We start from the raw sequence: 14236 nt of genomic DNA on the forward strand, positions 1-14236 counted from the left end.
GGCTGATCCTTGGTTCATGGGCACCAGTAAATCTCTAACGTAGATTGCAGAAACGCGCGGATCGGCATTTTGGCGACATCGTCACCGGCCACCGCAGCGTTCAAGGTGGTCAATTTCGACTGACCGGAAATCGACAGCACTTTGTGTTGCGCCGAAGCCAGCAAGGCGCGGCTCATGGTCAAGCGCTGGTGCGGCACGGTCGGCGCCAGCATCGGCCAGCAGCGACGTGTGCCATTGGCGTCCAGGGCCTGGGCCAGGTTCGGGCTGCCTGGGAACAGCGAGGCAGTGTGCCCGTCATCGCCCATGCCCAATACCAGCACATCGATCGGCGGCAGCTCGGCCAACAGGCGATCGGCCTGCGCGGCAGCCGCTTCCAGGTTGGCGCTGGCGCTATAGAGGCTCAGGAACTGGGCCTTGGCCGCCGCGCCTTGCAGCAGGTAACGCTTGAGCAGGCCGGCGTTGCTGTCGGCATGTTCAACCGGTACCCAGCGCTCATCGGCCAGGCTGACCACCACTTTGGACCAATCCAGCGCTTGCTTGGCCAGGTACTGGAAAAACGCCACCGGGCTGCGGCCACCGGAGACCACCAGGGTCGCCGCACCGCGCGCCTCGATTGCATTGCGCAACTGCTCGGCCACTTTCAGCGCCAGGCCTTCGGCCAGCACCACCGGGTTCTTGAATTCATGGGCGCTAACGCCCTGCGGCAGTTTCAATTCAGATATCGCCATACCATGACCTCCCATCCCGCGTGATCAGTGCAATGGAGCTCATCGGCCCCCAGGACCCAGCCGCATACGGCTTGGGTGCATCGCCGGATTTCTTCCACCCGGCGATCAACTGGTCACACCACGTCCACGCGGCTTCAATTTCATCTTTACGGACAAACAGGTTCTGATTGCCGTTCATGACTTCCAGCAACAACCGCTCGTAGGCATCGGGAATACGTGCGCTGCGATAGGTGTCGGAGAAGTTGAGTTGCAACGGACCGCTGCGCAATTGCATGCCCTTGTCCAGGCCCTGCTCCTTGGTCATCACTCGCAAGGAAATCCCTTCGTCCGGTTGCAGGCGGATGATCAGCTTGTTGCTGATCTGCAAGCGCTGCTCGGGCGCGAAGATGTAGTGGGACGGTTCCTTGAAGTGGATGACGATCTGCGACAGCTTTTGCGGCATGCGCTTGCCGGTACGCAGGTAAAACGGCACCCCGGCCCAACGCCAGTTGCGGATGTCGGCGCGCAGGGCGACGAACGTCTCGGTGTCGCTCTGGGTGTTGGAGTTGGGTTCTTCGAGGTAGCCAGGCACTGCCTTGCCCTCGCTGTGGCCGGCGATGTACTGGCCGCGCACCACCTGGGTAGTCAGGCCTTCCGGGCTGATTGGCGCCAGGGCCTTGAGCACCTTGACCTTCTCGTCACGGATGCTGTCGGCGGACAAGTCGGCCGGTGGGTCCATGGCGATCAGGCACAGCAGCTGCAACAGGTGGTTCTGGATCATGTCCCGCAGTTGACCGGCCTTGTCGAAATAGCCCCAGCGGCCTTCGATACCGACCTTCTCGGCCACGGTGATTTCCACGTGGGAAATGTAGTTCTGGTTCCACTGGGTTTCGAACAGGCTGTTGGCGAACCGCAGCGCGATCAGGTTCTGGACCGTCTCTTTACCCAGGTAATGGTCGATGCGATAGGTACGGTTTTCCGGGAAGAACTGCGCCACGGCGTCGTTGACCTTGCGCGAAGACTCCAGGTCCGAGCCGATGGGCTTCTCCAGCACGACACGGGTGTTTTCGCTCAAGCCAACCTTCGCCAGGTTCTCGCAGATCGCCCCATACACCGCCGCTGGGGTGGCGAAATAGGCAATGACCTGCTGGGTCGAACCGGCTGCTTCGGCCAAGGCGACGTAATCGTCGGCCTTGAGGAAGTCCACGTGCAGGTAGGTCAACCGTGCCAAGAAACGCTCGAGTACGCCTTCATCCAGGTCTTTTTCACCGACGTAGCGACGCAGTTCGGCGGTGATGAATGCCAGGTGCTGCTGCTCGCCGCCGGGTTCACGGGCCAGCGCAATGATTCGCGTGTCCTCGTGCAACAACTGGGCGCCATCGAGCTGATACAGGGCAGGAAAGAGCTTGCGCAAGGCCAGATCGCCCAACGCGCCGAACAAGGCAAAGGTGCACGGTTCAACCGTAATCGAAGGCATGATGTTTGTTCTTTTATCAAGTTAAACTACAAATACCTTTTTTCAAGGTATCACTCAAGGAAAAATGTAGTAATAACCACAACATTTTTCGAAAATACCGATTCCGAGTGGTGGTCCGTCGGAGCCATCAGTAGGATAGGCCACCGCAAAGGGTCGTATCAAAGACCCGTCTTCCTAGGAATCTTGTATGGACCGCGTGCGAAATTTACTGGAACAGATCCAGAGTCGCCTTGAAGACCTGAACAAGGCCGAACGCAAAGTGGCCGAGATCATCCTGCTCAACCCGCAGCAGGCGACCCGCTTCAGCATCGCCGCCCTCGCCCAGGCGGCTTCGGTCAGTGAACCGACCGTCAACCGTTTCTGCCGCTCGTTCGGCGTCAGCGGTTACCCGGAACTCAAGCTGCAACTGGCCCAAAGCCTGGCCAGCGGCGCTGCTTATGTGAGCCGTGCGGTGGAGGCCGACGACAACCCGGAAGCCTACACCCGGAAAATCTTTGGCAGTGCCATTGCCTCATTGGACAGCGCCTGCCAGGCCCTTGATCCCAATTTGATCAGTCGCGCCGTGGACCTGCTGATCCAGGCCCGGCAGATCCACTTCTTCGGCCTCGGCGCCTCCGCTCCCGTGGCGCTGGATGCCCAGCACAAGTTTTTCCGCTTCAACCTGGCAGTGACCGCTCATGCCGACGTACTGATGCAGCGCATGATCGCGTCGGTGGCCCATACCGGTGAACTGTTCGTGATCATTTCCTACACCGGTCGTACCCGCGAGCTGGTGGAAGTGGCGCGCATCGCCCGGGAAAACGGCGCGTCGGTGCTTGGCCTGACCGCCGAAGGCTCGCCATTGGCCAAGGCCAGTACCCTGAGCCTGAACATTCCGCTGCCCGAAGACACCGATATCTACATGCCGATGACCTCACGGATCATCCAGCTCACCGTACTGGACGTGCTCGCCACCGGCATGACCCTGCGTCGGGGCGTGGACTTCCAGCCACATCTGCGCAAGATCAAGGAAAGCTTGAATGCCAGCCGGTATCCGGTGGGGGATGAGTTCAACTGATTCGGTCCAGAATCTTCGGTGCCTGATAGTCCGTCTTCGCGAGCAGGCTCGCTCCCACACTGGATCTTCGGCGTTCACAAGCCCCCCTGTGGGAGCGAGCTTGCTCCGGGGAGCGATCCGACGATGGGGCCAGCCGCCTCACCGCAGATCCAGAGCTAAGCCCCCACCCACGCCTGCAAACTCAGATGCGCCCGCTCCCCCGGCGCCAGGCACAGGCTGTCGGTGCCGCCACTGGCCGCTTCGACGCAGACGAATTCGCTAACCTCATCCCAACTCACCCCCAGCAACGGCCGTGCGCCGGGATGCCAGACCACGGTGTCGGCGCTGTCGCCGGTGTCGATGCACAATTCGCGCTGCCAGGCGTGGTCCTTGAGCTGCAATTCCCCCTCATGCTGGAACACCCGCTGGCAGCCGCCCTCGACCCGCAACTCGCCTTCCTGCTGACAAACCGCACGGTTCAACTGATCGTAACCCTGTGCGCCCTCGAGCCCAGACAGCGCTACCTCACCGACGTCACCAATACGCCAATACGCATGCAAAGCCTGGCTCAGCTGGCACGGCAGGCTGTCCTGGTGCTCGGTGCTCAGGCGCAGTTCCATGCGTTCACCCAAGTCTGCATGCAGGTCCACTTGCCAGTCGCACAGCTGCAGTTGCCAGTGCAAATGCACACCGTCTTCATCACTGCGGCTGTCGAGCAACTTCCAGTCGATCAACCGCGCCCAGCCATGGGATGGCCAGGCGTTTTCGCTGGGATGACGACCATACCAAGGCCAACACACCGGCACCCCGCCGCGGATCGCCCCGACGTGTGGCCACTTGGCCGCGCACCACAACCACGGCTTTTGGCCTCGCGGTTGGAAATGCAGCAACTGTGCGCCCTGGCGACTGAACACCGCCTGGCACAACGGGTGGTCGATCACCAACACATCGCGCTGCCGATAGCGCTCCCACGCGAACACCGGGCGTTCGCGCAAGGATCTGAAAAAGCGTTGTAGCGGATGCTCATGCATGGGCCGCGGTCCTGGAAATCATTGAATTGCTCATCTGTTTGCAACGCTTGTTGTGGCAAGGCGATTTATCTGTGGGAGCTAAGCTTGCTCCCACAGGTCTGCGCGCAACCAAACACGCGCCCCAAAAAAAAGCGGACAGCCTTGGCCGTCCGCAAATATGCGCACATAGAGAGGAGCTTATCGCAACAGCGTTAGAACACCGACTGAATTTTCAGGCCGGCCACCAGCGCGTTGTCGACTTCATCCACACCACCTGGGTGAGTGATGTATTGCAGGTTGGGACGCACGGTCAGCCAGTTGGTGACGTGGACGCCGTAGTTGAGTTCGTAGTTGTACTCAGTGCTACGCAGCGGTGCGAACAGTGGGTCGTTGTAGTCGCTAACACCATTGGCAATGTTGGTCAGCTCGGCGTTTTTCTTCACGTCATCGTTGACATGGATACGGGAGAAGCCAATCCCGATGTCATCTTTAGGACGCGCATCAAACGGCCCCTTGTACACAAACATCAGCGACTGGTAGTTGTCGACGAAGTTGGTGTCCTTGTCGTGGAAGGTCGCGTTGGCCGCGATGTTCAGACCGCGGGAAGCGTCACCGTTGTGAGTGGTGAGTTGTTGTTGCGCGACAAACCAGTAGCCGTGCTTGCTGTCGTGACTGCGATAGGCGTTGCGGGTGGTCGCGGCATCATCGCCATTGTCATCTTCACGGACGTCATTGGCATCGGCCGTGCTCTTGTAGTAACCGACACGGTATTCGCCCGGCAGGTTGTTGACCTTCGGCGACCAGACCAGCTCGACTGGGATGACAGTACCCTTGGTGCCACTGCCGCTGAGCTTGAAGCCGTTACCGTGCTCCAGTTGCGAGGGGTTCTGGTTGTATGCACCGATCTGCGCATAGAACTCAGGCGTGATGTTGTACTTTACGCGAATCGCCGCCTGCATGACCGGCCAGTTGTACCAGATGCCGGTCGCCCAGTTACCCGCTTGGGACCCGCAGAATGCCAGGTTCTGGAACTCGCAAGGGAAGGTGTTGAAGTCTTCGCCTTCGCCGAAGTAACCGGCCTTGACGTCCAGCTTGCCATCGAGGAACTGGTGCTTGATCCACAATTGGGTCAGACGGACCATGTGGCCACGGCCGTAGACTTCCTGGGAAGAACTCAAGGTGCCGGCACGCGGGTCGCCGACACGGTCATTTGAAATGTTTTCACCGTTACGGTTGGTGAGCTGGACCTTGGCCTGGGTGTTATCCCAGCCCATCAGTTTTTCCAGGTCCAGCGCCACACCCAGACCGAACTGGTCGGAGTAACGCGCCGTCTTGTCGTTGTTGTAGCCGCCATGCAAGTTGGCGCCCACTTCACCGACGTAGTCAGCCTTGATATCGATACCTTGCTCGATCAGCTTGGTCCGCTCGCCACCCCAGTCACCCGTCATCCACTGCGAATCGGCGCTGAACGCGTCGGCAGCGTGTGCGCTACCGGCCAGCATCATCGCCGCAACGGCTGACAACTGGCAGATAAGCTGGGCGTTATTTTTCTTCTTCATCCCTACATCCTCGTCTTTATTGTTATTAACTGTTTTTATCTAACGCGGTTTACAACGATTGCGGCGGATGTCCCCATCCACCGCATACTCCTTGCTGTGGGAGCAGGCCTGCTCCCCCATTTGTTCTTCATCGGCCTTTGAACTGCGCCACGTTCGCCGACCGGGCATCGGCTTGCGGCTGGCCAGCCACGCCCAGGCGCTCGCCGGACTGCGCGTCGAACAGCAGCACTTTCGACGGATCGAACTGCAGTGTCAGGGTTTCCCCCGGCTGCGGTGCAACGTCCGGCGCCAGGCGGCAGCAGACCTTGGTGTCGTTGAGATTGACGAACACCAGGGTGTCCGGCCCGGTAGGTTCGGTGACCTGGACTTCGGCGCGAATGGTCGGCAAGCCATTGGCCTCGCTGCCCGCCAGCATGATCTGCTCCGGGCGCATGCCCAGGATCACTTCGCGGTCTTCCAGGCCGGCGTCCTGCATGCCCATCGGCAGTTCGCAACGAGCCTGGCCGCTGTCGAGCAGCGCCAGCAGGCGACCGTCCTTGCGTTGCAGGCGCAGCGGGATGAAGTTCATCGGTGGCGAACCGATGAAACTCGCCACGAACAGGTTGGCCGGGTTGGTGTAGATGTCTTTCGGCGTACCGAACTGCTGGATGATCCCGTCCTTCATCACCGCCACCTTGTCGCCCAGGGTCATCGCTTCGATCTGGTCGTGGGTCACGTAGACCGTGGTGGTCTTCAAGCGCTGGTGCATCAGCTTCATTTCGGTACGCATCTCGACCCGCAACTTGGCGTCGAGGTTGGACAGCGGTTCGTCGAACAGGTAGATCTTCGGCCGCCGCGCCAGTGCCCGGCCCATGGCCACACGCTGTTGCTGGCCGCCGGAAAGTTGGCCGGGCTTGCGATTGAGCAGGTGCTCGATCTGCAGCAGCTTGGCCACGCGGTTGACCTCTTCGTCGATGTCCGACTGTTTCATCTTGCGGATTTTCAGGCCGAACTCGATGTTCTCGCGCACGCTCATGGTCGGGTACAGCGCGTAGGACTGGAACACCATGGCGATGTCGCGATCTTTCGGGCTCATGCCGCTGACATCCTGATCGCCGATCATGATCGCGCCGCCGGTGATGGTCTCAAGGCCGGCGATGCAGTTCATCAGTGTCGACTTGCCACAGCCCGAAGGTCCGACCAGGATCAGGAACTCACCGTCCTTGATCGACAACTCGATGTTCTTCAGGGTGTCCGGCAGGCCGGCACCATAGGTCTTGTTTACGTTGCGAAGTTCAAGCGTTGCCATGATTACCCCTTGACTGCGCCGGCCGTCAGACCGCGCACGAAATACTTGCCTGCGACCACATAGACCAGCAGGGTCGGCAGCCCGGCGATCATCGCCGCCGCCATGTCCACGTTGTATTCCTTGGCCCCGGTACTGGTGTTGACCAAGTTGTTCAGCGCCACCGTGATGGGCTGCGAGTCACCGCTGGAGAACACCACGCCGAACAGGAAGTCGTTCCAGATCTGCGTGAACTGCCAGATCAGGCAGACCATGATGATCGGGGTGGACATTGGCAGGATGATCCGCCGGAAAATGGTGAAGAACCCCGCACCGTCCAGTCGCGCCGCCTTCACCAATGCATCGGGAATGCTGACGTAGTAGTTGCGGAAGAACAGCGTGGTGAATGCCAGGCCGTAGACCACGTGCACGAACACCAGGCCTGTGGTGGTGCTGGCCAGGCCCATTTTGCCGAGGGTGAACGAGGCCGGCAGCAGGACGGTCTGGAACGGCAGGAAGCACCCGAACAGCAACAGGCCGAAGAACAACTGCGAACCGCGAAAACGCCACATCGACAGCACGTAGCCGTTCAAGGCACCGATGGCGGTAGAGATCAGCACCGCCGGGACGGTGATCTTGATCGAGTTCCAGAAGTAGCCGTCGACGGTGGCCCAGGCCTTGACCCAGCCGATGCCACTGACCACGGTCGGCCAGCTCAGCAGGTTGCCGGTGCTGATGTCTTCCGGCGTCTTGAAGCTGGTCAACAGCATGACCACCAACGGCACCAGGTAAAGCAGTACGGCGAGGATCAGCACCGCGTAGATGGCGATGCGACTCAGGCTGATGGAAGGTTTGGCAGCGAGACTAGTCATGACGCTTGGTCCTCAGCTCGGAGTACAGGTAAGGCACGATGATTGCGAGAATCGCACCGAGCATCAGGATTGCACTGGCCGAGCCCATGCCCATCTGACCGCGACTGAACGTGAAGGAATACATGAACATGGCTGGCAGGTCGGAGGAGTAGCCCGGGCCGCCGGCCGTCATCGCGGCCACCAGGTCGAAGCTCTTGATCGCGATGTGCGCCAGGATCATCACGGCGCTGAAGAACACCGGGCGCAGGCTCGGCAGCACCACTTTCCAGTAGATGCGCGGCATGCTCGCGCCATCGATCTGCGCGGCACGGATGATCGATTGATCGACACCCCGCAGGCCGGCCAGGAACATCGCCATGATGAAACCCGAGGCCTGCCATACCGCGGCGATCACCAGACAGTACACCACGCGATCCGGGTCGATCAGCCAATCCAGGCGGAAGCCTTCCCAACCCCAGTCACGCAACAATTTGTCCAGGCCCATGCCCGGGTTGAGCAGCCATTTCCAGGCCGTACCGGTGACGATCATCGAGAGCGCCATCGGGTACAGGTAAATGGTGCGGATGAAACCTTCGCGACGAATGCGCTGGTCAAGGAACACCGCCAGCAACACGCCGATCACCAGGGTGATACCGATGAACAGGCCGCCGAACAGCGCCAGGTTCTTGCTCGCCACCCACCAGCGGTCGTTGTCCATCAGCCGCGCGTATTGCGCCAGGCCTGCCCATTTGTAGTTCGGCAGGAACGTCGACGTGGTGAACGACAGGACGAACGTCCACAAGATATAGCCATAGAAGCCCACCAGGACGATGAACATGCTCGGCGCCAGCACCAGTTTCGGGAGCCAGCGCTGCAATGCATCGAACGGCGAGGCCTTGCTGAACACAGCAACAGAACTCATGGGAAGATCCAGTACAAGAGAAAAGGACTACAAAACATTCCCTGTGTGGGAGCGGGCTTGTGTGGGAGCTGAGCTTGCTCGCGATGAAGGCACCTCGGTCTTTCCAATGACCGCGTTATCGTTCATCGCGAGCAGGCTTTGCTCCCACAGGCTCGCTCCCATAAGGGAAGCGGCGCTAATTACTTCGCAGACTGAACCGCTGCGCCGAGTTTCTTGGCGGCATCGGCAGGGTCGGCTTTCGGGTCGTTGATGTAGTTGGTCACCACATCGAAGAACGCACCCTGTACGGCCAGCGTGGTCGCCATGTTGTGCGCCATGCTTGGCTGCAGGCCGCCGGACTTGGCGTCTGTCAGGAAGTCCTTGGCAGCGGTCTGGGCACAGGAATCGAAACCGTACTTGGCCATGTCGCCGAGCATGTCGTTACGAACCGGGATCGAGCCTTTGTTGATGCTGAAGACTTTCTGGAAGTTCTCGCCCAACACGACTTTGGCGATGTCCTGCTGGCCAGCCGCAGTGCCCTTGTCCTTCTGCTTGAACACCGCCAGGGAGTCGATGTTGTAGGTGAAGGCCTTGTCGGTGCCCGGGAAGGCCACGCACTCGTAGTCCTTGCCGGCGACTTTCTTCGCCGCGGTCCACTCGCTCTTGGCCCAGTCACCCATGATCTGCATGCCGGCCTTGCCGTTGATGACCTTGGCCGCTTCAAGGTTCCAGTCCTGGCCCTTGCCGTCGGCGTCCATGTAGGTCGCGACTTTCTTCAGTTCGGTCAGCGCCTTGACCATTTCCGGCCCCGTCAGCGCCTTGCTGTCCAGGTCGACCAGGGCTTTCTTGTAGCCATCAGCGCCCATGACCGAGAGCACCACGGCTTCGAATACGGTGCTGTCCTGCCAAGGCTGGCCACCGTGGGCGAGCGCAATAAAGCCCGCTGCCTTGAGCTTGTCGCCGGCCGCGTAGAATTCTTCGAGGGTGGTCGGGTTCTTGGTGATGCCGGCTTTCTTGAAGACTTCCGGGTTGATCCACAGCCAGTTGACGCGGTGGATGTTCACCGGCACGGCGACGTAGTCACCTTCGTACTTCACGGTATCGGAGACTTTCTTGTCGAGCAGGCCGTCCCACTTCTCGGCTTTGGCAACATCTTTGAGGATGTCGGTGTCGAGCAGCCCGGTGGACGCCCATTCCTGGATGTCCGGGCCCTTGATCTGGGCGACGCCCGGTGGGTTGCCGGCCACGGCACGGCTCTTGAGCACGGTCATGGCAGTGGAACCGCCACCACCGGCGACAGCGCCGTCCTTCCAGGTAAAGCCGTCTTTTTCTACCTGGGCCTTGAGCACATCGACCGCGGCTTTTTCGCCACCCGACGTCCACCAGTGGACGACTTCCACGGAACCTTTGGATTCGGCGGCAAGGGTAGTGACAGGGAATGCTGCGACGGGAAGCAAGGAAGCAAGAGAAATGACAGTAGCGAGGCGAGAAATCGCATTCATCTAGAATTACCTTTCTTGTTGTTATGCATGCAAGTCTGGTGCTTGCGCTGCATGGATTCTAATCAGAGGGAATCCCTTCGCAGGTAACGAAGGGACGTGCAAATGTCACGACATGGTTACACAGGCGAAGGACTGGATAACCGCGCCAGGGCTGAGGCCATGCTTGGTGCCAAGGGCAGGCGCGGAATCAGGACCGCCTGCCAGGCGTGATACAGGTCCGGCTTGCCCGGCCAGATATCGGCGCTGGGGCAATTTTGCGGATCGAGTTCGTGATGCCAACTGCCGTTGCAGCGGTCGATGAAATGTTTGTCACAGAACTCCCAGAAGCGCCGGTACCAGGCTTCGTACTTCGCCTCGTCGGTGCGCTTGAGCAAGGCGCTGGCAGCGGCCGCCGCTTCGGCGTGAACCCAGTGCAGGCGATGGCGAACCACGGCGCGGTTGTCCCAATCCAGGGTGTAGACAATGCCCGGCGCACCATCGACGTCCCAGCCGTGACGACAGTTATGGTCGAAGAGCTTTTGCGCATCCTGGGCCAGCCAGCCCGGGGTCAGCATGCCGATCTGGACGCGCGCCGCTTCAAGGTGCAGCAGCAATCGCGCCCATTCGAAACCGTGGCCTGGGGTGGTGCCGTAGGGACGAAAACCATCGGCAGGGTTGTCCTGGTTGTATTCGCGCAGCGGCTGCCAGTGGCGATCGAAATGCTCCACCACCAGGTAGTCGTTGGCGGCGGCATGGGTGTGGATCACCCGTTCGACGATGTGCAGGGCGCGAGCCAGCCAGCGTGGGTCGTCGGTGGCATCGGCCAGGGCGAGGAAGGCTTCGGTGGCGTGCATGTTGCTGTTGGCGCCACGATAGGCCTCTTCCTCGCTCCAGTCGCGGTTGAAGGATTCGCGCAGTGCCCCCTCTTCCTCGCTCCAGAAATGCTCATCGATGATCCGCACCGCTTCGTCCAGCAACGCCTGGGCGCCGGGACGCTGGGCCACCACCGCGGAACTGGCCGCCAGGGCAACGAAGGCATGCAGGTAGGCCGCCTTGCCCGCGCCGTCTTCATCAGGCCGCGTCGTGGCAAACCAGCCACCGTGCTCGGCGTCGCGCAAGGAGCCGCTCAGCGCCTGGACGCCGTGGTCCACCAGCTCGGCAAACCCCGGCAGGCCCTGGATGTGGGCCATGGCGAAGCTGTGGGTCATGCGCGCAGTGTTCATGGTCTCGGCCCGGGCATCGGCCGGCAGGTGGCCGCGCTCGTCCAGGTTGCCGAAGCCGTCCGCCAGCTTCGACGCCTTGGCGAACGCCAGCAGCCGCAAGCCTTCGTCGGCAAGCCATTGCTGGTGGCCAGGGGCGTTCAGCCAACTGCTGAAGGCCGGTTGGAAGGTGTCCATTGGGTGGTACCTTTTTTGTTGTTTTGACGCAGGGAGTCTAAACAAGGGATGGCGAGGGGCAGGTAACGAAAGGGGCGAGTTATGTCACCAAGCTGTGACATTTACTTTGATGATCGTTCCCACGCTCTGCGTGGGAATGCATCAACGGACGCTCCGCGTTCGGCTTTAGATGGGACGCAGAGCGTCCCGGGCTGCATTCCCACGCAGAGCGTGGGAACGATCAGTCAACACGGCTGGCTACTCCACACTGCGGGGCAACTGCAACGTCACCCGCAATCCGCCCTCGCGAAGGTTCTGCAGGCTCACTTCCCCGCCATGGCTGTGGGCGATGTTGCGGGCGATGCCCAGGCCCAGGCCATAGCCTTGCTGCTGCCCGGCGAGGCGGAAGTGCGGTTCGAAGACCTGCTCCAGGCGCTGTTCCGGCACGCCGGGGCCTTCGTCGTCGACGTGCAGGATGAAGGCAGTTTCATCGTCATCGATGTGCAGGTGGGCGTTCTGGCCGTATTTCAAGGCGTTGTCGATCAGGTTGCCGATGCAGCGCTTGAGGGCCAGCGGCTTGCCGGGATATGGCGCCAGCGCCCGGCCATCCTGGGTCACCCGGCCGTTGCCGTTGGGCGCCAGGTAAGGTTCGACCAGGCAATCGAGCACATGGTTGAGGTCCACCGGCTCGATGTTTTCGTGGATGTCGGTGTCCTTGACGCATTGCAGCGCGCCTTTGACCAGCAGTTCCAGCTCATCCAGGTCACGACCGAACTTGGCCTGCAGGCTCTCGTCTTCCAGCAGCTCGACTCGCAGCCGCAATCGGGTGATCGGTGTGCGCAAGTCGTGGGAGATCGCGCTGAACAATTGACTGCGCTCCGTCAGGTAACGGCTGATGCGTTCGCGCATGGCATTGAACGCACGCCCCACCTCCACCACTTCGCTACCACCGCCCTCGGCCACCGGCTCCACTTCGGCGCCCAGGGACATGTCCCGCGCGGCCCGGGCCAAACGCTTGAGCGGTCGGCTCTGCCAGTGCACCAGCAAACCGATGAACAGCAACAACAAGCTGCTGGTGAGCACGATGAAACCGACCTGTTGCTTGGGCAGGTCCTGCTCTTCGAGGCTGGTGTAGGGTTCGGGCAGCAGCGAGGCGATGTACAGCCACTCCCCCGGCGCCATCTGGATCTGCGTGACCAGCACCGGCGGGTTCACCGGTTCCAGGGTCAAGGCGTAGTGAGCCCACGAACGGGGCAGCTCATCGAGCTTGAGCCCGGCATTGAAGATCCGCAGGTCGTCGGGGCTGACAAAATTCACCGAGATGTCGGCGCTATTGCCCAGGGACCGGCGCAGCACGTCGTCCACTGCCTTGAGCACCGCCAGTTTGCGCGGCGTGATCGGCAGCACATCCATACCCAGGGGCTTATCGTTGAGCGTCACGACAAACCGCGTGCCGCCCATGCTGCGCAACTGGTCCAGCACCAATGGCCGATACGCCACTGGCAGCGAACGCAAATAACTGACGCTGGCGGTCATCGAATGAGCCAGGCTGCGGGCACTGGTGACCAGACCTTCGAGCTGGGTGGCGCGCAGTTGCGAGACCCAGATCAGGCTGGACAGGGTCTGGGCGAACAGCACCACCAGCAAGGTCAGCAACAGCATCCGCCCCAGCAACGAGCGCGGTACCGGTACCCGTCGGGCGACTTTTTTGATCCAGTCAATGACCATTGCTGGCAACCACACTGGCCGCCAGCTGATAACCGCTGCCACGCACCGTGCGAATCAGCCGTGGCGGCTTGTCGGTATCACGCAGGCGCTGGCGCAGGCGACTGACTGCCATGTCGACGATTCGGTCCAGGGGCATCAGCTCACGACCACGGGTCGCATTGCCGATGGTGTCGCGATCGAGGATTTCCTGGGGATGATCGAGAAACAACTTGAGCAGGGCGAAATCGGCACCGGAGAGAATCACTTCTTCACCGTCGGTGTGAAACAACCGATGACTGACCATGTCCAGCCGCCATTCATCGAAGGCCAGCACTTCACCGCCGGAGCGTTCCTGGCCGAATTGCGCCCGACGCAGCAGCGCCTTGATGCGCGCCTGCAATTCCCGTGGGCTGAAAGGCTTGCCCAAGTAATCATCGGCGCCCAGTTCAAGACCAATGACCCGGTCGGCCTCGTCGGAACTGGCGGTGAGCATGATGATCGGCACATGGGCCTGGCGTGGGTGCTGGCGAACCCAGCGGCAAAGGCTGAAGCCGTCTTCATCGGGCAGCATCACATCAAGGATCACCAGGTCGCTCGGTGCATCGTTCAGCGCCTGGCGAAACCCGGCACCGTCGGGTGTGGTCCGCACCTGGAACCCCGCACGGCTGAGGTAGGTGTCCAGCAGTTCGCGAATCTCCTGGTCGTCGTCGACCAACAAAATCGATTTGTTCACTGAACTCACGGGCCTCGTCCTTGTTGTTTGGATGGGGGCGATTATGCCTGATGGACATCGAGTTTTTTATCGCCTGTTCGGACCTTATCGCGAGCAAGCTTTGCTCCCACAGTGCTCCCCGCAAGATCAAGCAC

12 protein-coding genes are annotated in these 14236 nt (G+C 60.9%); 1 reads left to right on the top strand and 11 read right to left on the bottom strand.

What is annotated here, in order from left to right:
• Positions 1-14: 14 nt before the first annotated feature.
• Together pgl and zwf are read right to left on the bottom strand one after the other, a co-directional pair.
• Entirely contained in the window at positions 15-728 is a 714-nt protein-coding gene (pgl, locus tag AB4O09_RS24135) for a 6-phosphogluconolactonase (RefSeq protein WP_038856058.1), read from the bottom strand.
• Positions 715-2184, bottom strand: a complete 1470-nt coding sequence (gene zwf, locus AB4O09_RS24140) for a glucose-6-phosphate dehydrogenase (protein WP_027912038.1) — start codon at positions 2182-2184, stop codon at positions 715-717. The genes pgl and zwf overlap by 14 nt, the downstream gene beginning before the upstream one ends.
• A 196-nt stretch (positions 2185-2380) precedes the next feature.
• Between zwf and AB4O09_RS24145 the strand changes: the two genes are divergently transcribed.
• The gene (locus AB4O09_RS24145; protein WP_170842276.1) at positions 2381-3241 is read left to right on the top strand and encodes a MurR/RpiR family transcriptional regulator; all 861 of its coding nucleotides are present in this window, start codon (positions 2381-2383) and stop codon (positions 3239-3241) included.
• A 155-nt stretch (positions 3242-3396) separates the two neighbouring features.
• Here the strand turns inward: AB4O09_RS24145 and AB4O09_RS24150 are convergent, their stop codons facing one another.
• The 9 genes from AB4O09_RS24150 to AB4O09_RS24190 all read right to left on the bottom strand — a co-directional run bounded on the left by AB4O09_RS24150 (position 3397) and on the right by AB4O09_RS24190 (position 14111).
• Positions 3397-4251 carry a D-hexose-6-phosphate mutarotase gene (locus tag AB4O09_RS24150; RefSeq protein ID WP_027912039.1) on the bottom strand — a complete coding sequence of 285 codons (855 nt, stop codon included), beginning with the start codon at positions 4249-4251 and terminating at the stop codon, positions 3397-3399.
• A gap of 191 nt (positions 4252-4442) precedes the next feature.
• Positions 4443-5789, bottom strand: a complete 1347-nt coding sequence (locus AB4O09_RS24155; RefSeq protein WP_027912040.1) for a carbohydrate porin — start codon at positions 5787-5789, stop codon at positions 4443-4445.
• A gap of 127 nt (positions 5790-5916) precedes the next feature.
• Positions 5917-7077 carry an ABC transporter ATP-binding protein gene (locus AB4O09_RS24160; protein WP_223529194.1) on the bottom strand — a complete coding sequence of 387 codons (1161 nt, stop codon included), beginning with the start codon at positions 7075-7077 and terminating at the stop codon, positions 5917-5919.
• A 2-nt stretch (positions 7078-7079) separates the two neighbouring features.
• The gene (locus AB4O09_RS24165; RefSeq protein ID WP_003198539.1) at positions 7080-7925 is read right to left on the bottom strand and encodes a carbohydrate ABC transporter permease; all 846 of its coding nucleotides are present in this window, start codon (positions 7923-7925) and stop codon (positions 7080-7082) included.
• Positions 7918-8826, bottom strand: a complete 909-nt coding sequence (locus tag AB4O09_RS24170; RefSeq protein WP_003198535.1) for a carbohydrate ABC transporter permease — start codon at positions 8824-8826, stop codon at positions 7918-7920. Before AB4O09_RS24170 ends, AB4O09_RS24165 begins: the two co-directional genes overlap by 8 nt.
• Positions 8827-9005: 179 nt before the next feature.
• A complete protein-coding gene (locus tag AB4O09_RS24175; protein WP_003198532.1) occupies positions 9006-10307 on the bottom strand; it encodes an ABC transporter substrate-binding protein in 1302 nt (433 codons plus the stop codon).
• A 116-nt stretch (positions 10308-10423) separates the two neighbouring features.
• Complete coding sequence (locus AB4O09_RS24180) at positions 10424-11683, bottom strand: D-mannose isomerase (RefSeq protein ID WP_223529197.1); 1260 nt, start codon at positions 11681-11683, stop codon at positions 10424-10426.
• 237 nt (positions 11684-11920) lie between these two features.
• Positions 11921-13390 (bottom strand): ATP-binding protein, encoded by a 1470-nt coding sequence (locus AB4O09_RS24185; RefSeq protein ID WP_038856212.1) that lies wholly within the window; start codon positions 13388-13390, stop codon positions 11921-11923.
• A complete protein-coding gene (locus AB4O09_RS24190) occupies positions 13380-14111 on the bottom strand; it encodes a response regulator (RefSeq protein ID WP_003184616.1) in 732 nt (243 codons plus the stop codon). The genes AB4O09_RS24185 and AB4O09_RS24190 overlap by 11 nt, the downstream gene beginning before the upstream one ends.
• Between the last annotated feature and the right edge of the window lie 125 nt (positions 14112-14236).

The sequence above is a fragment of the Pseudomonas sp. H1_F01 genome (assembly GCF_054681425.1).

Excerpts from the sequence above, each read along its gene's own strand:
- AB4O09_RS24185 (WP_038856212.1), bottom strand. The coding sequence starts at position 13,390 with ATGGTCATTGACTGGATCAAAAAAGTCGCCCGACGGGTACCGGTACCG.
- AB4O09_RS24180 (WP_223529197.1), bottom strand. The coding sequence starts at position 11,683 with ATGGACACCTTCCAACCGGCCTTCAGCAGTTGGCTGAACGCCCCTGGC.
- AB4O09_RS24155 (WP_027912040.1), bottom strand. The coding sequence starts at position 5,789 with ATGAAGAAGAAAAATAACGCCCAGCTTATCTGCCAGTTGTCAGCCGTT.
- pgl (WP_038856058.1), bottom strand. The coding sequence starts at position 728 with ATGGCGATATCTGAATTGAAACTGCCGCAGGGCGTTAGCGCCCATGAA.
- AB4O09_RS24170 (WP_003198535.1), bottom strand. The coding sequence starts at position 8,826 with ATGAGTTCTGTTGCTGTGTTCAGCAAGGCCTCGCCGTTCGATGCATTG.
- AB4O09_RS24160 (WP_223529194.1), bottom strand. The coding sequence starts at position 7,077 with ATGGCAACGCTTGAACTTCGCAACGTAAACAAGACCTATGGTGCCGGC.
- AB4O09_RS24165 (WP_003198539.1), bottom strand. The coding sequence starts at position 7,925 with ATGACTAGTCTCGCTGCCAAACCTTCCATCAGCCTGAGTCGCATCGCC.
- AB4O09_RS24150 (WP_027912039.1), bottom strand. The coding sequence starts at position 4,251 with ATGCATGAGCATCCGCTACAACGCTTTTTCAGATCCTTGCGCGAACGC.
- AB4O09_RS24175 (WP_003198532.1), bottom strand. The coding sequence starts at position 10,307 with ATGAATGCGATTTCTCGCCTCGCTACTGTCATTTCTCTTGCTTCCTTG.
- zwf (WP_027912038.1), bottom strand. The coding sequence starts at position 2,184 with ATGCCTTCGATTACGGTTGAACCGTGCACCTTTGCCTTGTTCGGCGCG.